Annotated in this window: 16 protein-coding genes; 9 read left to right on the plus strand and 7 right to left on the minus strand. The window is 64.6% G+C overall.

Features of this window, described 5'->3' with window-relative positions; translation table 11 throughout:
- Positions 1-278: 278 nt before the first annotated feature.
- The 4 genes from HSRCO_RS13680 to HSRCO_RS13695 all read left to right on the plus strand — a co-directional run bounded on the left by HSRCO_RS13680 (position 279) and on the right by HSRCO_RS13695 (position 5,590).
- The gene (locus HSRCO_RS13680) at positions 279-1,247 is read left to right on the plus strand and encodes a replication factor C small subunit (RefSeq protein ID WP_259518197.1); all 969 of its coding nucleotides are present in this window, start codon (positions 279-281) and stop codon (positions 1,245-1,247) included.
- Positions 1,248-1,302: 55 nt separating this feature from the next.
- Positions 1,303-1,752, plus strand: a complete 450-nt coding sequence (locus HSRCO_RS13685; RefSeq protein ID WP_396266434.1) for a DUF302 domain-containing protein — start codon at positions 1,303-1,305, stop codon at positions 1,750-1,752.
- A gap of 190 nt (positions 1,753-1,942) precedes the next feature.
- On the plus strand, positions 1,943-4,714 hold the full coding sequence (gene alaS, locus HSRCO_RS13690; protein WP_259518199.1) for an alanine--tRNA ligase: 2,772 nt from the start codon (positions 1,943-1,945) through the stop codon (positions 4,712-4,714).
- A gap of 207 nt (positions 4,715-4,921) precedes the next feature.
- Entirely contained in the window at positions 4,922-5,590 is a 669-nt protein-coding gene (locus tag HSRCO_RS13695) for a type 1 glutamine amidotransferase (RefSeq protein WP_259518200.1), read from the plus strand.
- Between the two features lie 93 nt (positions 5,591-5,683).
- On the opposite strand, the gene HSRCO_RS13700 is transcribed toward HSRCO_RS13695, so the two are convergent.
- A complete protein-coding gene (locus HSRCO_RS13700) occupies positions 5,684-7,096 on the minus strand; it encodes an APC family permease (protein ID WP_259518201.1) in 1,413 nt (470 codons plus the stop codon).
- Positions 7,097-7,293: 197 nt separating this feature from the next.
- Here HSRCO_RS13700 and HSRCO_RS13705 point away from each other — a divergent pair, with 197 nt between their 5' ends.
- The 5 genes from HSRCO_RS13705 (at position 7,294) to HSRCO_RS13725 (ending at position 12,336) form a co-directional block, all read left to right on the plus strand.
- Positions 7,294-7,809: an Lrp/AsnC family transcriptional regulator gene (locus HSRCO_RS13705; protein WP_259518202.1), complete on the plus strand. Its 516-nt coding sequence runs from the start codon at positions 7,294-7,296 to the stop codon at positions 7,807-7,809.
- Between the two features lie 219 nt (positions 7,810-8,028).
- Positions 8,029-8,223 (plus strand): hypothetical protein, encoded by a 195-nt coding sequence (locus tag HSRCO_RS13710; protein ID WP_259518203.1) that lies wholly within the window; start codon positions 8,029-8,031, stop codon positions 8,221-8,223.
- Between the two features lie 26 nt (positions 8,224-8,249).
- A complete protein-coding gene (locus HSRCO_RS13715) occupies positions 8,250-9,413 on the plus strand; it encodes an acyl-CoA dehydrogenase family protein (protein WP_259518204.1) in 1,164 nt (387 codons plus the stop codon).
- Complete coding sequence (locus HSRCO_RS13720; RefSeq protein ID WP_259518205.1) at positions 9,410-10,657, plus strand: CaiB/BaiF CoA-transferase family protein; 1,248 nt, start codon at positions 9,410-9,412, stop codon at positions 10,655-10,657. The genes HSRCO_RS13715 and HSRCO_RS13720 overlap by 4 nt, the downstream gene beginning before the upstream one ends.
- A gap of 188 nt (positions 10,658-10,845) precedes the next feature.
- On the plus strand, positions 10,846-12,336 hold the full coding sequence (locus HSRCO_RS13725; RefSeq protein WP_259518206.1) for an acetyl-CoA hydrolase/transferase C-terminal domain-containing protein: 1,491 nt from the start codon (positions 10,846-10,848) through the stop codon (positions 12,334-12,336).
- Here the strand turns inward: HSRCO_RS13725 and HSRCO_RS13730 are convergent.
- The 6 genes from HSRCO_RS13730 to HSRCO_RS13755 form a co-directional block, all read right to left on the minus strand.
- Positions 12,333-12,557: a hypothetical protein gene (locus tag HSRCO_RS13730; protein WP_259518207.1), complete on the minus strand. Its 225-nt coding sequence runs from the start codon at positions 12,555-12,557 to the stop codon at positions 12,333-12,335. The genes HSRCO_RS13725 and HSRCO_RS13730 overlap by 4 nt on opposite strands.
- Positions 12,554-14,545 (minus strand): TRAP transporter fused permease subunit, encoded by a 1,992-nt coding sequence (locus HSRCO_RS13735; RefSeq protein ID WP_259518208.1) that lies wholly within the window; start codon positions 14,543-14,545, stop codon positions 12,554-12,556. Before HSRCO_RS13735 ends, HSRCO_RS13730 begins: the two co-directional genes overlap by 4 nt.
- A gap of 67 nt (positions 14,546-14,612) precedes the next feature.
- Positions 14,613-15,713, minus strand: coding sequence for a TAXI family TRAP transporter solute-binding subunit (locus tag HSRCO_RS13740; RefSeq protein ID WP_259518209.1), 1,101 nt, complete (start codon positions 15,711-15,713; stop codon positions 14,613-14,615).
- Between the two features lie 273 nt (positions 15,714-15,986).
- Positions 15,987-16,211 carry a hypothetical protein gene (locus HSRCO_RS13745; RefSeq protein WP_259518210.1) on the minus strand — a complete coding sequence of 75 codons (225 nt, stop codon included), beginning with the start codon at positions 16,209-16,211 and terminating at the stop codon, positions 15,987-15,989.
- Complete coding sequence (locus HSRCO_RS13750) at positions 16,208-18,199, minus strand: TRAP transporter fused permease subunit (RefSeq protein WP_259518211.1); 1,992 nt, start codon at positions 18,197-18,199, stop codon at positions 16,208-16,210. The genes HSRCO_RS13745 and HSRCO_RS13750 overlap by 4 nt, the downstream gene beginning before the upstream one ends.
- A gap of 75 nt (positions 18,200-18,274) precedes the next feature.
- The gene (locus HSRCO_RS13755; RefSeq protein WP_259518212.1) at positions 18,275-19,432 is read right to left on the minus strand and encodes a TAXI family TRAP transporter solute-binding subunit; all 1,158 of its coding nucleotides are present in this window, start codon (positions 19,430-19,432) and stop codon (positions 18,275-18,277) included.
- Positions 19,433-19,491 lie beyond the last annotated feature (59 nt).

A 19,491-nucleotide genomic window follows, 5' to 3' on the forward strand; every position in this document is an offset into this window, starting at 1 on the left:
GCTCACTACGTTCGCCGCTCGCAATACCGAGAGCCTCGCGCGTCTCTCGGGTCGCTCGCACTCCCCGCTCGATATGCCAGTAGCGCTCACTGCGTTCGCGCCACTCGTCTCGCGGCTCGTTTCACTCACCGCTCGTCTATCCGAGGCCCCTCCCTTCGGTCGGCGCCTCGCGTCTCTCGGGTCGCTCACGCTCCCCGCTCGCCACAACGTGGAGCTTCCCTCCGGTCAGCTCCACGCGTCTCGCACCCTTTTTACCTCTCACCCACCACACTCCCACCATGGCAGATCCCGCGGACGGGCGACAGCAGATCTGGGTCGAGAAGTATCGCCCCGAACGCCTCGCGGACGTGGTCGGCCACGAGGACATCATCGACCGCGTCGAGAGCTACGTCGCCCGCGACGACCTCCCCCACCTGTTATTTTCGGGGCCGGCAGGTACGGGAAAAACCGCGACGGCTACGGCCATCGCCAAGGAACTCTACGGCGACGACTGGCGCGAGAACTTCCTGGAACTGAACGCCTCCGACGAACGTGGCATCGACGTGGTCCGCGACCGTATCAAGAACTTCGCGCGGTCGAGTTTCGGCGGTTACAACTACCGCATCATCTTCCTCGACGAGGCCGACGCGCTCACCAGCGACGCACAGTCCGCGCTCCGGCGGACGATGGAGCAGTTCTCGAACAACACCCGCTTTATCCTCTCGTGTAACTACTCCTCGAAGATCATCGATCCCATCCAGTCGCGGTGTGCCGTCTTCCGGTTCACCCCACTCGACGACGACGCGGTGGCCGAACGGATCGAGGACATCGCCGAGGCAGAGGGGATCGACTACACCGACGCTGGCGTCGACGCCCTGGTCTACGCGGCGAACGGCGACATGCGACGGGCCATCAACGCGCTGCAGGCCGCCGCGGCGACCGGCGAGGTCGTCGACGAGGAGAGCGTCTTCGCCATCACGAGCACGGCCCGCCCCGAAGAGATCCGGGAGATGGTCACCAGCGCTATCGACGGTGATTTCCCCACCGCTCGCGCCCGCCTCGACGAACTCATCGGCGAGCGTGGCCTGGCGGGTGGCGACATCATCGACCAGCTCCATCGGTCTGTCTGGGACTTCGACGTCGACGAGGAGACGGCGGTCTTCCTGATGGACCGCCTCGGTGAGGCCGACTACCGCATCACCACGGGTGCGAACGAGCGCGTCCAGCTGGAGGCGCTGCTCGCGGCGGTCGCCCTCGAGGTCGAATGAGCGCGCGTCGCCGGTAGGGGCGCTGTTTTGCTCGGTGCGTGCCTCTGTCGTGATGATGAACGAGACATCGTTGCCGATCGATCCCACCAGCCTCGACGCCGCCGACGTCGGCGAGAAACGAACGGTCCTCGAGATGGGCCACGAGGAGGCGATCGAACACGTCCGGACGGCCTTCACCGACGCGGGATTTGGCGTCGCCACGGAGTTCTCCCCGTCCGAGATGCTCAACGAGAAGGTCGACGCGGGTCGCGATCCGTACTTCGTCCTGGGTGCCTGCAACCCGGCCGTCGCGGATGCCGCTCTCGCGGAGACCGACGGACGGATCGGCGGCCTGTTCCCCTGCAACGTGGTCGTACGAGAACTCGAGGACGGCCGACAGGAGGTCTACCACGTCTCGATCATGCGGATCGCCCGGTTGGTCGGGTTGGCGCCGGACTCGGAGGAGTGGGCGGACATCGTCGCCGAAACGGGTGCCGCCGTCGACGAGGCCTGGGCGAACCTCTGACGCGGGCCACAGCGCGGCCACGACCGGCTGGCGCGCCGACCGCTACGGGTCGCTCAGGCGCCTCGACGTCGTCTGAACCGCCGGACCGGTCGAAGTCGTCGAAACTGCTCTCTCCGGACGTTTCGTGCCGTCTCGATGTCGTTTCTCGGTCCCGGAACTGTTTTACTCCCGCGTCGGTCACTACCTTGCAATGACCGACCTGGAAGAAGCGTACCGCCTCGAGTACTTCGAGGAGGAAGGATTCATGCGCAAGCAGTGCAGCCAGTGCGGTGCGCACTTCTGGACTCGCGACGAGTCCCGGGAGACCTGCGGGGAGCCACCCTGTGACGACTACTCGTTCATCGACAATCCGGGGTTCCCCGAGGAGTACACCTTAGAAGAGATGCGCGAGGCGTTTCTCTCCTTCTTCGAAGATCGTGACCACGAGCGGATCGACCCCTACCCCGTCGCAGCGAACCGCTGGCGGGACGACGTCCTGCTCACGCAGGCGTCAATCTACGACTTTCAGCCACTGGTGACCAGCGGGAAGACGCCGCCGCCGGCGAACCCGCTGACGATCAGCCAGCCCTGCATCCGGATGCAGGACATCGACAACGTGGGCAAGACCGGGCGACACACGATGGCCTTCGAGATGATGGCTCACCACGCCTTCAACGCCCGCGAGGACGCCCCCGACGACCTCGCCTACCAGGGCGAGGTCTACTGGAAGGACGAGACCGTCGAACTCTGCGATGAGTTCTTCGTGGACATGGGTGCCGACCCCGAGGAGGTCACCTACATCGAAGACCCGTGGGTGGGCGGCGGGAACGCCGGCCCCGCCTTCGAGGTGCTCTACCGTGGCGCGGAACTCGCGACGCTCGTCTTCATGTCCCTCGAACAGGACCCAGAAGGCGAGTACGAGATGAAAGACGGCAACCGCTACAGCCCGATGGACACCTACATCGTGGACACCGGCTACGGGCTGGAGCGGTGGACGTGGGTCAGTCAAGGAACGCCCACGGTGTACGAGGCTATCTATCCCGACACCATCGAGTTCCTCAAGGAGAACGCCGGCATCGAGCTCTCCGAGGAGGAACGCGACCTGGTCCGCCGGTCCTCGAAACTCGCCGGACGCATGGACATCGACGAGGCCGAGGATATCGCCGCCGCCCGCGACAACATCGCGGACAAGCTGGGCGTCGAGACAGAGTACGTCGAGCGGCTTCTCTCACCGCTCGAGGATATCTACGCCATCGCCGACCACGCCAGGACTCTCGCGTACATGTTCGGCGACGGGATCGTCCCCTCCAACGTGGGGACCGGCTACCTCGCGCGGATGGTCCTCCGGCGTACCAAGCGCCTCGTCGACGACGTCGGCGTGGACGCCCCCATCGACGAGCTCGTCGACATGCAGGCCGATCGCCTCGGGTACGAGAACCGTGACACCATCCGCGAGATCGTTCGGAACGAGGTGCAAAAATACGAGGAGACCCTGGACCGTGGCGGTCGGCGAGTCCGCCAGATCGCCCAGGAGCACGCCGACGACGATCGGCCGATCCCGCGCGAGACGCTCGTCGAGCTGTACGACTCCCACGGCATCCAGCCGGGGATGGTCGAGGAGATCGCCGACGAGGTCGGTGCGACCGTCGACGTCCCCGACGATTTCTACAGTCTCGTGGCCCAGCGACACGACACGACGGCAGGCGGCGGCGAGGCCGAGCAGACGGACGAACGCCTGGCGGACCTCCCCGAGACCGAACGACTGTTTTACGACGATCAGTACCGCAGCGAGTTCGAAGCCGTGATCCTCGACGTCTTCGAGCGCGAGGAGGGCTACGACGTGGTGCTCGACCAGACGATGTTCTACCCCGAGGGGGGTGGCCAGCCCGCCGACCGTGGGACGCTCTCGACCGACGAGACGACCGTCGACGTCCGCGACGTCCAGCGCGAGGGTGACGTCATCCTCCACCGAACTGACGAGAACCCCGGCAAGGGCGGCTTCGTCCGGGGCCAGATCGACGTCGAGCGGCGCCGACGGCTGATGCGCCATCACACGGCCACCCACGTGGTCATCCACGCTGCCCGGCAGATCCTCGGCGATCACATCCGGCAGGCGGGCGCCCAGAAGGGGACCCACTCCTCGCGCATCGACATCACCCACTTCCGGCGCCTCGACCGCGACACGATCAAGGCGATCGAGCGACTGGCGAACGACATCGTCCTCGAGGACGTGAGCGTCCAGGTCGAATGGCCCGACCGCCACGAGGCCGAAGAGACGTTCGGGTTCGACCTCTACCAGGGTGGCATTCCGGCCGGCGAGAACATCCGCCTCGTCCACGTCGGCGAGGACGTCCAGGCCTGTGGCGGGACGCACGTTCGGCACACGGGCGAGATCGGGGCGATCAAGATCCTCTCGACCGAGCGGGTGCAGGACGGCGTCGAACGGCTCACCTTCGCCGCCGGCGAAGCGGCCATCGAGCACGTCCAGGCGATGGAGGACGACCTGCTCGACGCGGCCGAGGCCTTCGACGTCTCGCCGGAGGAGGTCCCGGCCACTGCAGAGCGCTTTTTCACCGAGTGGAAAGAACGCGGCAAACGCATCGAGGAACTCAAAGAGGAACTCGCGACGGCGCGAGCCAGCGGCGGAACGGCGGGCGAGGAGGTCGAAGTCGGGGGCACGGTCGCCGTCGTCCAGCGCGTCGACACCGACATGGACGAACTCCGGGCGACCGCGAACGCCATCGCCGAGGAGGGCAAGATCGCGGTCGTCGGAAGCGGTCTGGACGGGGCCCAGTTCGTCGTCGCCGTCCCCGAGGGCAGCGCGGTCAACGCCGGCGCTGTCGTAAGCGAACTGGCCAGTCGCGTCGGCGGCGGTGGCGGCGGCCCGCCCGACTTCGCCCAGGGTGGCGGGCCGGACGTCGACGCTCTCGAGGACGCCCTCGAAGCGGCACCAGACGTCCTCCGGAGCGTCGCCGAGGCCTGACACGGTTTGTCACGAACGTCATGCATATTACCAGGGTTCTCCTATCAGTTTGCGTGGTGCTAATCCACACCACACGGTGACCGACGGGACACATCGGCCACTGACGGGACAATTTGGCGACCGACGGGCCGGAGCGGGCCCGTACTCGGTCTCCACCTACTCTTCGAGGCGGAACCGATTTTGCCCAGCGTCGGCTACGTGCCGTCGATGCCCCGCGCTCGTCTCGCACTGTTGAACGCCGCCCGCGACCCCGAGCAACCGCGACGGAACTTCCGCCGCGAACTGGCCGCCGACCTCGTCGAGTTCCACGTCGGCGGTGGGGAGCTGCCCGAAGACCCCGCCGTCGACGGCGTTGTCGTCACCGGGTCCCAGGCCTCGGTCTACTGGGACGAACCGTGGATCGATGAGACCGTCGACTGGGTGCGCGAGGCGGTCGACCGGGGCCTCCCGACGCTCGGGGTCTGTTTCGGCCACCAGCTGGTCGCGAGGGCGCTCGGCGGGGAGGTGAGCGACATGGGCGAGTACGAACTCGGGTATCGGGAGATACGCCACGATGGCGATCCCCTGTTCGACGGACTGGACGAGCGGTTCACCGCCTTCACGACCCACTCCGATACCGTCGAGTCGCTCCCGCCAGGGGCGAGCGTCGTCGCCGAGAACGATTTCGGCGTCCAGGCGTTCCGGACAGATCTGGCCGTCGGCGTGCAGTTCCACCCCGAGTACGACCGGTCGACCGCCGAGCGGGTGACGAAACGCAAAGACCTCCCCCAGGAGCGCATCGACGCCGTGCTCGCCGACATCACCGACGAATCGGTCGCCCGCGCGGCCCCCGCAGCGGTCGTCTTCGAGAACTTCCTCGGCGAGTTCGTCCGGTGAACGAACGGGAGAGAACGGCGTCGGTCCCGTCGGTCGACGTGGCTGCCCGGCCTCGATCTGAACGTCCGCGAAGGGCCGGAAGCACGTCCCGGTTCACGCCGAATCTTCGAGCTCGTTGAGTTTTCGCTTTGCCACTTCCACCCTCTCTTCGTCGTACCCCTCGGAGACGGAGAGGAGGACCACGCCGAGGGCGACCCAGAGGAAAACGATCGCCCACTCGTAGGGCCAGGCGAGAGCCGACTGGCCGCCCGGAAGGTACAGGTACACGAAGAAGGCAGCGAGCAAGAGGCCAGCAACGCCGACCACTCGCCCAGCCGGGACCTCGTAGGGCCGATCCAACGTCGGTTCACGTCGACGGAGGACCAGGAAGGAAATAGCGACCATCAGCCAGGCCGTCACGATACCGAGTCCACCAGCGTTCACGATCCACGTCAGCATAGTCTCGCCGAAGAGCGGTGCGAGAGCCGACAGCGTGCCAACGAGGACGATGGCGTTGCTCGGGGTATTGTACTCGGGGTGGATTTTCGCGAGCGACCGCGGGAGCATCCCGCTCTGTGCAAGTGCAAAGATTGCCCGACTACCGCCGATGAGAAAGGCGTTCCAGCTCGTGAGAATGCCAGCGACCCCTGCCAGCGCCATCAACTGGCCGATCGTACGGCTATCGAATAGTTCGGCCATCGCCGCCGCGGCTGGAAGCGTCGAGTCGACGAGTTGCGCACCCGAGAGGGCTCGACTCGCCCCCCAGATGACCGCGATGTAAAATATCATCGCCATGAGGACCGACAAGACGATCACGATCCCCAGGGACCTCGCGGGAATGTTCGTCTCTTCGGCGGATTGCGGGATGACGTTGAAACCCACGAACATGAACGGCGTCTGTAAGACGACCGCGAAAATACCCGCCGTTCCGGCAGTGAATGCGGGGTCGGGCGACGGGGCCCCTCTCCCTACCGCTCCAGCGACCAGAACGGCACCCGCGAGAGCGATGACGACGGTCATGATGAACTGAAACTGCGCCGCCGGTCGAATCCCACGGTAGTTCAGATACGTGATGACCGCGGTCCCGAGAACGCCGGTGAGTACCCAGGTGGCATAAACTGGCTGACCGGCAACGGACCACAGTTGCATCACGTCGAAGCCCGGGAGGAGAAAAGAGACCGCAGATGGCAGTGCGACCGCTTCGAATGCGGCGACCGAGACGTGCCCGAAGATTATCGCCCACGTGGTCACGAACGCCCCGATCGGGCCGAGTGCTCGGAGACTGTAGACGTGTTCTCCCCCCACGAGCGGCATCGCGGAGGCGAGTTCTGCGTAGAGTAGGGCGATCAATCCGACCATCAGACCACCGATTACGAAGGCGACGATGGTCCCGAGCGGACCGCCGAGATCTATCCACGTCCCCGAGAGAATGATCCACCCCCAACCGATCATCGCTCCGAAGCCGAGAACGAGCGTATCCCGGACGGAGAGCGTCTTGAGTAATCCGTCGTCAGTTTCCGATGGCATGTGTGGACAGATCACAATTTGCGAGTCTATAATGTTAAATCTTATTATATAGCAATTATCCCAATTATTTCCAAGAATAGGCAGAGAATATCGTAGATATACCAACATATCGAGGGTCGACGGAGCCGGACAGCGCACCGGAAGCGACGCCCAGAGCGGGCGAAAGGACCAATTGAGAACCGAACGATAGCGGAGGCATGTCCGAGAAATCCGAGGTGGACCTCGACGACAAAGACCTCAATATACTCGCAGCGATCGGTCGTCTCAAGACGTCGAACTCCCAGAAGATTCACGAAGCGACGGGGATCCCGAACTCCACGGTCCACTATCGGATTCAACAGTTACGGGAGACGGGCGTCCTCAAGAACGACCTGTTCGAACTGGACCTCGAGAAGGTCGGTCTCCCGGTCACCGTCATCACAGAAGTCTTCGCGGTGTTCGGTGAGGACTACCACCGAACCATCGGCGAGCGACTGGGGCAAATCGAGAGTGTAAATCAGGTGTATTTCACGATGGGCGATACCGATTTCGTCCTCATCTCTCATCACCACGATAGAGCGTCCGTGACCCAGTTCGTCGAGGACCTAGAGCGAGTGGAGGGCATCGAACGGACGAGTTCGAAGTTCGTGATCGAGCCGGTGAAGTACGCGGGGTTTCCGATCGGAGACTACTCTTTCCAGACGCTGCAGGACACGCTATCCGACACCGAATAGCACGGAGTGCCGTGCTGGGAGGTGACGCCCAGTCGCTCCGATTATGTCCAATATATACGCCAGAGTGTGAGAGATTCTCCAAATCTAGTAAATTTTATTGAGGACAAAATATGATGATACTCGTGGGAATCGACGGCGCCGCCCGAAGCAAGTGACCGACCTGATCACGGGGTCGAGACCTGTACCCGAGCCGGTCGGTCCCAGCCGGTGATACGACCAATGCCGAAGACAACCAGTAATCGGTCGGGAGCGGACAGAGGCGACGGAGACGTCGTCCCGATATCGAGCGGTTACGAGCCGTTCGCCGACGAGGAAGCGACGGGCACGACCGCCGCGACGACCGATGGCGACGAATCCCCCGGCTGTGCCGTGAGCCCCAGTCGAACAGCGACCGAACCGATAACGACGGAGTAATCTATCGAAACACCGTATCCCAGACCATGTTAAACTACCTCGACCTCGACGCCGACCTCACCGAAGAAGAGCGGATGATCCGCGACACCGCCCGCGAATTCGTCCAAGAAGAGGTCTGTCCCGACATCGCCGAACATTACATCGAGGGCACCTTCCCGACCGACATCATCCCCGAGATGGGCGAGCTCGGCTTCTATGGGCCGAATCTCGAGGGCTACGGCATGCTCGGCATCGGCGAGAAGGCCTACGGCCTCCTCATGGCCGAACTCGAGGCCTGTGACTCCGGGCTCCGCTCGATGGCCAGCGTCCAGGGCGCGCTCGTCATGTATCCGATTCACGCCTACGGCAGCGAGGAACAGAAAGAGGAATGGCTGCCCAAACTCGCCGCCGGCGAGGCCGTCGGCTGTTTCGGGCTCACCGAGCCGAACCACGGCTCCAACCCCGGTGGCATGGAGACGCACGCCGAGAAGGACGGCGACGAGTACGTCCTCAACGGCTCCAAGACCTGGATCACCAACTCACCCATCTCCGACGTCGCCGTCGTCTGGGCCCGTGACCGCTCCGAAGACGACGACCCCATCCGCGGATTCATCGTCGAGACCGACCGCGACGGCGTAAGCACCAACAAGATCGACGAGAAACTCTCGCTGCGTGCCTCCATCACCGGCGAGATCGCGCTCAGCGACGTCCGCATCCCCGAGGAGAATCGGCTGCCAGGGGTCGAGGGGCTCAAGGGGCCGCTATCCTGTCTCACGCAGGCGCGGTATGGCATCGCCTGGGGCGTCATCGGCGCCGCAAAGGATTCCTTCGAGACCGCCCTGGAGTACACCTCCGAGCGCGAGCAGTTCGGACAGCCCATCGCCGGCTTCCAGCTCCAGCAGGGGAAACTCGCCGAGATGGCGACCCAGATCTCGCTCGCCGAACTCCTCGCCCACCGCCTCGCCGACCTCAAAGAGCGCGGGGACCTCACACCACAGCAGGTCTCCATGGCCAAGCGCAACAACGTCCGCATGGCCCGCGATCAATCCCGCATCGCCCGCGAGATGCTCGGCGGGAACGGCATCACCGCCGATTACTCGCCCATGCGCCACATGGCCAACATGGAGACCGTCTACACCTACGAGGGCACCCACGACATCCACTCGCTCATCCTCGGCCAGGATCTGACCGGCATCCCTGCCTTCGAATGACCGGGGAAGCCGAACATCCAGCGGGCGACACCGGCCCACTGGACGGCATCACCGTCCTCGACGCCAGCCGCGTGCTCGTCGGGCCGTTCATGACGATGCAACTCGGCGACCTCGGCGCGGACGTCATCAAGATCGAACGGCCGGGCTCCGGCGATCAGACCCGTGCCTGGCACCCGCCCCGGTACGGCGACGCCGAAGAGAGCGCCTACTACATGAGCGTCAACCGGAACAAACGCTCGGTCACCCTCGACCTCTCGACCGACGAGGGGAAGACCGTCTTCCGCGATTTGGCGAGGGAGGCCGACGTGCTCGTCGAGAACTTCCGGGTCGGCACCATGGAGAAGTGGGGGCTGGGCTACCAGGCCCTCAGCGAGGACAACCCCGGTCTCGTCTACGTGGGCCTCTCCGGCTACGGCGAGTGGGGGCCGGACACCGACCGACCGGCCTACGACATCATGATGCAGGCCGAGGGCGGCCTGATGTCGATTACGGGTATCGAGGACGGGCCACCAGTACGGGTCGGCGTCGCCATCGCCGACATCGGCGCGGGGATGTACGCCGCCCAGGCGACCCTGGCGGCGCTGTTCGAACGCGAACTCGGCGACGGCACCGGCCAGAAGGTCGACGTGAGCCTCCTCGACGGACAGGTCGCCTGGATGTCCTACATGGCCTCGAACTACTTCGCGACGGGCGAGAGCCCCGGTCGGATGGGCAGCAAGCACCCGACCATCGCCCCCTACCAGGCCTTCGAGACCGAGGACGGCTACGTCGTCGTTGCCGTCGGGTCCGAGAACATCTGGCCGCGGTTCTGTCGCGCCATCGACCGCGAGGACCTCGTCGACGACGACCGCTTCGCGACGAACGCGGACCGCGTCGAGAACCGGGAGGACCTCGATCCGCTGCTCGCCGAGGAACTCCGCTCCGTCGAGACCGAAGCCCTGCTCTCCCGCCTCGACGACCACGACGTCCCCGCGAGCGACGTGAAGAACATGGAGCAGATCTTCTCGAACCCGCAGGTGCTGGCCCGCGGGATGCGCGAGTCCGTCCCCCACCCGACGGCGGGGGAGGTCGAGATGGCGGGGAGCCCGATGCACTTCTCCCGGACGCCGACCGAGATATGGGGCCACCCGCCGCTGCTCGGCGAACACACCGACGAGGTCCTCGCCGAACTCGGATACGACGCCGAGACCGTCGACGACCTCTACGATACGGGCGTGCTCGGCGACCGCCCCGACGAGAACTGACCAGCAGGTCGTCGAAGATCGCGGCCCATCGACGAGTCCATCCCGATTATTTAATACAGTGAGTGCGCACTCTCCGGTGTCCGAATGCTCGCGCGCCCCACCACCGAAGACCACACGATCGATGGCCGTTCGCTCGTCCGTGTCGACCGACCGACTGCCGACTCGCCCACCCCCGGAGCCGACGACCGATGACCGGTTCGCGGTCGATACCCGACCCCGTCGAGGAGCGTCTGTACGGGTCCCTCCCCACGACCACCGCGGCGGAGGCGGCGGAGACCATCGGCGAGAAGGACACCGTCCTCACGAGTGGCTTCGGTAGCGTCGGCTATCCGAAAGCCGTCCCACTCGCGCTGGCCGCCTCGGACCGCGACCGCTCGCTCACGCTGGTCCATAGCGGGAAGGTCGGCGACGAGATCGACGTCGACCTCGTCGAGTCCGGGAGCATCGAACGCCGGTTCACCTACCAGTCCTCGTCGGTCGCCCGTCGGGCGAGCAACGACCGATCGCTCGCGTTCAGCGACCGCCACGCCTCCGCCATCGCCGACGAGGTGGAGTACGGCGGGCTGGTCGACCCGGACGTGGCCGTGGTCGAGGCGGTCGCCGTCGGCGAGGGGTGGTTCGTCCCCTCGACCTCGCTCGGGCAGACGCCGGCGCTCGTCGACGCTGCCCCGGAACTGATCGTCGAGGTCAACCACGCCCAGCCACTCGAACTGCAGGCCATCCACGACGTCTACCGGCCCGGACGGCCACCGAACCGGGAGTCCATCCCCATCGACCGAGCGGGGGACCGCATCGGCGAATCGGTCGTTCGATTCGATCCGGACTCCCTCCGTGCGGTCGTCGAAACGGACCGTCCCGACTCGACGTACACGTTCCGAGAGCCGACGTCGGTCGACCGGACCATCGCCGCGAATCTCCGGGACTTCCTCGCGAGTGAGATGGCGCGCTCGCCGGCCTTCGATGAGGCGCTGCACCTCCAGTTCGGGGTGGGATCGCTCGGCAACGCCCTCATGACCGAGATACAGGGCCTGGACATCGGCGACCGCCGGCTGGCGTACTTCGGCGAGGTCATCCAGGACGGTTTATTCGACATGCTCGACGCCGGGCAGTTGAGCGCGGCGAGTGCCACCTCGCTGGCGCTGACCGAGGACGGCCAGCGCCGGCTGTTCGCGGACGTCGAACGCTACGCCGAGGACGTGGTCCTCCGGCCCGCCGACGTCTCCAACCACGCCGGCCTCATCGACCGCTTTGGCGTCGTCGGCGTCAGCAGCGCCGTCGAGGTCGACATCTACGGCAACGTGAACTCGACCCACGTCGGCGGGTCGCGGATGATCAACGGCATCGGCGGGTCGGGGGACTTCTTCCGCAACTCGCTCGTGAGTGTCGTCGCGCTCCCCTCGAAGCTCTCCGGCAAGGACGTCTCCCGGGTCGTCCCGATGACCTTCCACGTCGATCACACCGAACACGACGTCGACGTCTTCGTCACCGAGCAGGGCGTCGCCGACCTGCGCGGTCTCTCGCCGGTCGAACGTGCCGAACTGATCGTAAAAGAGTGCGCCCATCCCGAGTACCGACCGGCGCTCGAGGAGTACCTGGCCGAGGTAAAGACAGGCCACGGGCACATCCCCCTGGACGTGGAGCGAGCGGCCGAGTGGCAGCCCAGAGGCGCCCTCGACTAGCCGACGACGAAGAACAGATACAGCCAGTAGACGTACCCGCCGATGAGGACCGCCCCGACGATCGCCTCGAGGACGCCCGTGTACGTATCCCCGTGGGTCTCGCGGAACTCGTCGACGAGGAGCCACCGCTCGTAGATCGGCACCAGCGGGTCTGGAAGGATCTCCTCGAGGCCCCCCACGTCCTCGGTCGAGTCCTCGACAGCCGATTCGGTCTCGCTCATTGTTCTGCCCCCGTGAACGGGATGCGCATCCCCTTCGTCATCACCTTCTCGCCGAAGAAGACCAGCGCGAAGATAGCGATGCCGCCGAGTTTGACGATCTCACCCGGGTGGACCATCACCACGATACCGAGCACGCTCAGGCCCAGGCGCAGGGCGAACGTCTTCCCGATTCCCGTCTCGAAGGGGTAGTTCAGCCCGTAGATCATCGTGATCGCACCCAGCAACACGAAGGTGCCGGCGATAACCGTCGGGAGCCCCAGTTCGAAGGAGACGATGGCGGGATTGTAGACGAACGTCACCGGCAGGATGAACAGCGGCGCCGCGATCTTGATCGCCGACGCGCTCACCCGCCAGAAGTTCGCCTCCGCGATGCCCGCCGTGACGACCACCGCCGTCGCCACCGGGGGCGTGATCCCCGCCAGGATCGCCGCGTAGAACACCGTGTAGTGGGCCGTCACCGGCGGAATCCCGAAGTCCGCGATGAACGTCGGCGCGATCAGGATCGCCACGATCACGTACGCCGCCACCGTCGGCATCCCGATCCCCATCAGGATCGCCACGGCCATCCCCAACAAGACCGCAAGGAGGAGGACCCCGCCGGAGAGGTCGATGAGCAACAGCGCGATCTTGTTCGGTACGCCCGTCACGCTGAAGATGTCGATGACGCCGTTGATGGCGATCAGGATGATCGCGATCGGTGCCAGGATCAGCGCCCCACGGCGGAACCCGGCAACCGTGTTACGGAGCTGCTCGACGAACTCGGCGGTGGCCGATGTATCGGAGTCGTCGAGTAGTCGCATCACCGTCGGCACCGAGACACCGAGTACCACGCTCGCGACGATGGTGTACAGCGCCGAGGTCATCACCGTGTACTGCGCGATCCCCAGCAGATAGATCAACACGATGAAGGGGATTCCCAGACGGATGCCCTCCACCCACTTCTCCTGGGTCGACAGCGTCTCGTCGAAGAACTCCGAGAACTCCATCTCCTGGTCACTCGTGCCGCTAATCGCCGTGTAGTGGACCGCGACGACGATACTGGCCACGAGGACGGCCGCCGGGACGAGACCCGCGATGACGATCTGGATATACGGCACCTGCAGATAGGAGGCCATCACGAACGCCGACGCACCCATCACCGGGGGTAGCACCTGCCCGGAGGTCGAGGCCACGGACTCGATCGCTGCCGCATCGTGGCCCGGCATTCCACTGTCCTTCATCGTCGGGATGGTGAACGAACCGGTCATCGCCGCGTTCGCCGTGTACGAACCGTTGATGGAACCGATGACCGCCGACGCCAGCACTGCCGTCTGGGCCACCCCGGACTCGATGTACTTCGCCGACTGGATCGCGATGCGGAGGATCAGGTCGAACGCGCCGTAGCCGAACAGCAGGCCGGCGTACAGCAAGAACGGCGCGATCCACGCCGCCGTCAGTTGGGTCAGGCTGCCGTAGAAGCCGTACAGGTCCGTGACCAGGGTCTGCAGCAAGGTCAACTCGACCATCCCGCCGTGGCCCAGGATGCCCCCGATGGCGTCGCCGTACAGTCCGTAGACCATGACGCCGCCGATCAGCCCCAGGAAGAGATTCCCGAACTCACGCCAGGTCAGGTAGAGGATCGAGAGGATGATCAGTCGGGCGATCATGTACTCGTGTTCCAGCGCGTACCCCTGCTGGATGACGTACACCTGCGTGAAGTTCGACGCGAAGTAGACCGCTGCAGAGATGAGGACGATGGAGGCGGGCAGTAACACGAACGCGTCGAGTTTGTCGCCTGCCTCGATGGCCTGCCGAGTCTGATCCAGGGCGTAGACCGTGAGGATCGCCCCCACGAAGATGACGCCGTACTGGACGCGTGACATCCGCTGGGTGTACGCCCACCCGAGGACGATTGCCCAAAAGAGGATGGCACTGATCGTGACGGTTATATCCAGGCCGCGGAGTGCGGTGGATACGGTGGTACTCCGTTGTGCCGTTTGGGAGCTCATTGGTGGTAGCTGTGAAAGGTGATGGTCGAAACCGTTCGAAATCGGTCGATGGCGACGGGTCGGCTACTTACGGCTCGACGTAGTTGCCGGAGCCCCAGACGTCGTTGTCCTTGTAGTACTGGGCGGCACCCGGGTGGACCGGGAAGTCCTCACTCTCCATGATCTGGCCCAGCATGTCCTCGGTGGTCTCGAAGTCGAGGAACTGTTCTTCGGCCTCGTTGACCGTGTCGTTGTGCTCGTCGACGACCCGGCACAGTTCGTAGACCGCGTCGGGGTCCGCGTCGGGGTGGAAGACGTAGTTGACCTCCAGGTCCCAGGTGAACACCTCGTCCGTGCCGATGTCCTGGTCGCCGATCGACCACTCGTCGTAGGCCGTCCGGGTCGTGCCGGCCCCGCCGAAGGACTCGGCGGACTCGATGAGCGCGTCCGTCGGCTCGACGTACTTCACGTCGATGCGGGCCGCAATCTCGGAGACCCAGCCGGTGTACCGCACACCGGGCGTCCCGTACGCGATGGCCGCGTCGATGCGGCCCTCTTCCATGGCCCCCGGCGCGTCGCCGACGCCCATGTTCATGATGTTCATCTGGTCGTAGACGTCCTTGGTCGGCTCCTGGGAGAGCACGTCCAGGGTCGTCCCACGCGTCGAGAAGCCGGGCTCGGCCGGGTAGACGTTCTTGCCCGCGAGGTCGTCGAACGTCTCGATGTCCGTGTCCTCGCGTGCGATGAAGTAGATGCTGTACGGGAACGCCGAGAATCCCTGGAGGGGGACCGAATCGACGGACTTGTCCGCGAAGTCGGCCTCGTCGTTCAGGGCCTTGTTCAGCGAGTTGTTGTCCGTGATGCCACCGTCGAACTGGTCCTGGTCCAGCCGGAAGATGGTCCCGACGTATCCGGGACTCTCGACCGTCGAGTAATCGAGGTCGCTGTGTTGGCTGACCGCACGCTCGACTGCGAGGCCGACGTCCTTGGTCCCGCCCGTCGAGGTGCCGATCCTGATCGAAAGGCCACCGTCGTCGCCGTCGCCACCATCGCTTCCGTCGCCGCCGTCCCCGCCATCGCCACCGTCGCCACCGTCGCCACCATTGCCGGCGCAGCCAGCAAGGCCGATGATGCCGGCCGTCGCACTACCGTACAGGAACTTCCGTCGGTTCATGGCAGATTCGTCCATGCTCTATGGAATCAGGTGGGGCATAATAGTCTTGCCATAACAATTCTGATGGTTCGCTGTCGGTTCCGCGAGAAACCACGTCACGTCCCCGATATTTCACACTCAAATTCATATCGATATTTCGTAATATACAGGGGAGGTCCGTCGTCCAGTGTGACAACGATCGATCAGACCAACCGCGCGAGCGGCCGCTGCACGGGTGACCACCATATCGCTGCCGAACCGGAACGTGTCGTGATCCACGCGGAAGCCGGTGGCGGCCGGGATCGCCGGTCACCCGGCAGTGAAGAACAGGTACAGCCAGTAGACGTACCCGCCGATGAGGACCGCCCCGACGATCGCCTCGAGGACGCCCGTGTACGTGTCCCCGTGGGTCTCGCGGAACTCGTCGACGAGGAGCCACCGCTCGTAGATCGGCACCAGCGGGTCTGGAAGGATCTCCTCGAGGCCCCCCACGTCCTCGGTCGAATCCTCGACAGCCGATTCGGTCTCGCTCATTGTCCCACCCCCGTGAACGGAAGGGCCATCCCCTTCATCATCACCTTCTCGCCGAAGAAGACCAGCGCGAAGACACCGAACCCGGCGAGTTTGAGGAGCTGGTTGGGGTGAACCATCACGACGAGGCCGAGGACGGTGAGGCCGGCTCGTAACAGCAGCGTCCGGACGAACCCAGTCTTGAAGGGGTAATTCAGCCCGTAGATCATCGTCACGGCGCCGGCCAGCACCAGGAGACCCGCGACCACGGTCGGCATCCCCAGATCGAAGGACACGATGGCGGGATTGTAGACGAACGTCACCGGCAGGATGAACAGCGGCGCCGCGATCTTGATCGCCGCGCCACTCACCCGCCAGAAGTTCGCCTCCGCGATGCCCGAGGTCACGACCACCGCCGTCGCCACCGGTGGTGTGATCCCAGCCAGGATCGCCGCGTAGAACACCGTGTAGTGGGAGGTGATGGGCGGAATACCGAAATCGGCGATGAACGTCGGCGCGATCAGGATCGCCACGATCACGTACGCCGCCACCGTCGGCATCCCGATCCCCATCAGGATCGCCACGGCCATCCCCAGCAAGACCGCGAACAGCAACACGCCGCCGGAGAGTTCGATCATCATCAACGCGATCTTGTTCGGCACGCCGGTCACCTGGAAGATGGAGATGACCCCGTTGATGGCGATCAGGATGATCGCGATCGGTGCCAGGATGATCGCACCCCGGCGGAACCCGGCGACCGTGTTACGGAGTTGGTCGACGAACTCGGCGCTCATCGATTGTCCCTCCGAAGTGAGCAGTTGGGAGACCGTGGGGATCGAGACGCCCAGCACCACGCTCGCGACGATGGTGTACAGCGCCGATGTCATCACCGTGTACTGCGCGATCCCCAGCAGGTAGATCAACACGAGGAACGGAACCCCCAGGCGGACCCCCTCGACCCACTTCTCGCGGGTGGTGAGCGCCTCGTCGAAGAACTCCGAGAACTCCATCTCTTGGTCGCTGGCGTCGCTGATGGCCGTGTAGTGGACTGCGATGGCGATGCTCGCGACGAGGACGGCTGCCGGGATCAGTCCGGCGATCACGATCTGGATGTACGGCACTTGCAGGTACGAGGCCATCACGAACGCCGACGCCCCCATCACCGGCGGCAGGACCTGGCCAGATGTCGAGGCGACCGACTCGATCGCCGCCGCATTGTGGGCGGGCATCCCGCTCTCTTTCATCGTCGGGATGGTGAACGCACCCGTCATCGCCGCGTTCGCCGTGTACGAGCCGTTGATCGAGCCGATGACCGCAGAGGAGAGCACCGCTGTCTGGGCCACCCCGGACTCGATGTACTTCGCCGACTGGATGGCGAGGCGGAGGATCAGGTCGAACGCACCGTAGCCGAACAGCAACCCCGCGTACAGCAGGAACGGTGCGATCCACGCCGCCGTCAGTTGGGTCAGACTGCCGTAGAAGCCGTACAGGTCGGTGACCAGCGTCTGCAGCAAGGTCAACTCGACCATTCCACCGTGGCCCAGGATACCCTCGATAGCGTCGCCGAACATCCCGTAGATCATCACGCCGCCGATCAGCCCCAAAAACAGGTTTCCGAACTCCCGCCAGGTGAGATACAGGATCGAGAGGATGATCAGCCGCGCGATCATGTACTCGTGTTCCAGCGCGTACCCCTGCTGGATGACGTACACCTGCGTGAAGTTCGACGCGAAGTAGACGGAGGCCGAGATGAGCACGATAGAGGCCGGGAGCAACACGAACGCGTCGACCGTGTCCCCCGCCTCGATGGCTTGCCGAGTCTGATCCAGGGCGTAGACCGTGAGGATCGCCCCCACGAAGATGACCCCGTACTGTACGCGCGATATCTGTTGAGAGTACGCCCAGTAGAGGACGATAGCCCAGAAGGCCACCGCCGCCACGGTGACCGTGACGTCTAGCGCGCCAAGTGCGCGAGAGACGAGGCCACTTCGTTGGGCTGTTTGTGAACTCATTGATCGTCTCGTGAAATATTGGTATGGTTGGCAGGCGGATCGGTCGAGGTCGGTCGGTGGCGACGGGTCGGCTACTTACGGCTCGACGTAGTTGCCGGAGCCCCAGACGTCGTTGTCCTTGTAGTACTGGGCGGCACCCGGGTGGACCGGGAAGTCCTCGCCTTCGATGATCTGGCCCAGCATGTCCTCGGTGGACTCGTAGTCGAGGAACTGCGCTTCGCCCTCGTTGACCGTGTCGTTGTGCTCGTCGACGACCCGGCACAGTTCGTAGACCGCATCAGCGTTGGCCGACGGGTTGAACACGTAGTTGACCTGCAGGTCCCAGGTGAACACCTCGTCCGTGCCGATGTCCTGGTCGCCGAGCGACCACTCGTCGTAGGCCGTCCGGGTCGTGCCGGCGCCGGCAAAGGACTCGGCGGACTCGATGAGCGCGTCCGTCGGCTCGACGTACTTCACGTCGATACGAGACGCGATCTCGGTCACGAAGCCAGTGTACCGGACTCCGGGGGTACCGTACGCGATGGACGCGTCGATGCGGCCCTCTTCCATGGCCCCCGGCGCGTCGCCGACGCCCATGTTCATGATGTTCATCTGGTCGTAGACGTCCTTGGTCGGCTCCTGGGAGAGTACGTCCAGGGTCGTCGCGCGCGTCGAGTAGCCCGGCTCGGCCGGATAGACGTTCTTGCCCGCGAGGTCGTCGAACGTCTCGATGTCCGTGTCCTCGCGTGCGATGAAGTAGATGCTGTACGGGAACGCCGAGAATCCCTGGAGGGGGATCGAGTCGACGGACTGCTCCGAGAACGCACCCGTATCGTTCAGCGCCTTGTTCATCGAGTTGTTGTCCGTGATACCGGCCGGGAACTGGTCCTGGTCCATCCGATACAGCGTCCCGATGTACCCCGGACTCTCGACGGTCGCGTAGTCCAGCATGTCGCTGTGCTGACTGACTGCGCGCTCGACCGCCAGGCCGACGTCCTTCGTCCCACCCGCAGAGGTGCCGACGCGGAGCGAGACCGATTCTGCTTCCTCGTCTCCTCCGTCTCCGGATTCGGTGGTGGTCTCGTCTGCTCCGTCGCCACCGTCGCCGCCGTCCCCGCCATCGCCACCGTCACCGCCATCGCCACCGTCGCCGCCGTCGCCGTCGCCGTTGCCGGTACATCCTGCAAGACCGATTATTCCAGCCGTGGCTGTGCCATACAGGAACTTTCGCCGGTTCACACCAGTTTCGTCCATGTCCAACGGTATCAAATGGCTGGGTGTATAATAATCTTACTCCATAATACGTGATGTTT

Source organism: Halanaeroarchaeum sp. HSR-CO (assembly GCF_024972755.1).
GTDB lineage: Archaea > Halobacteriota > Halobacteria > Halobacteriales > Halobacteriaceae > Halanaeroarchaeum.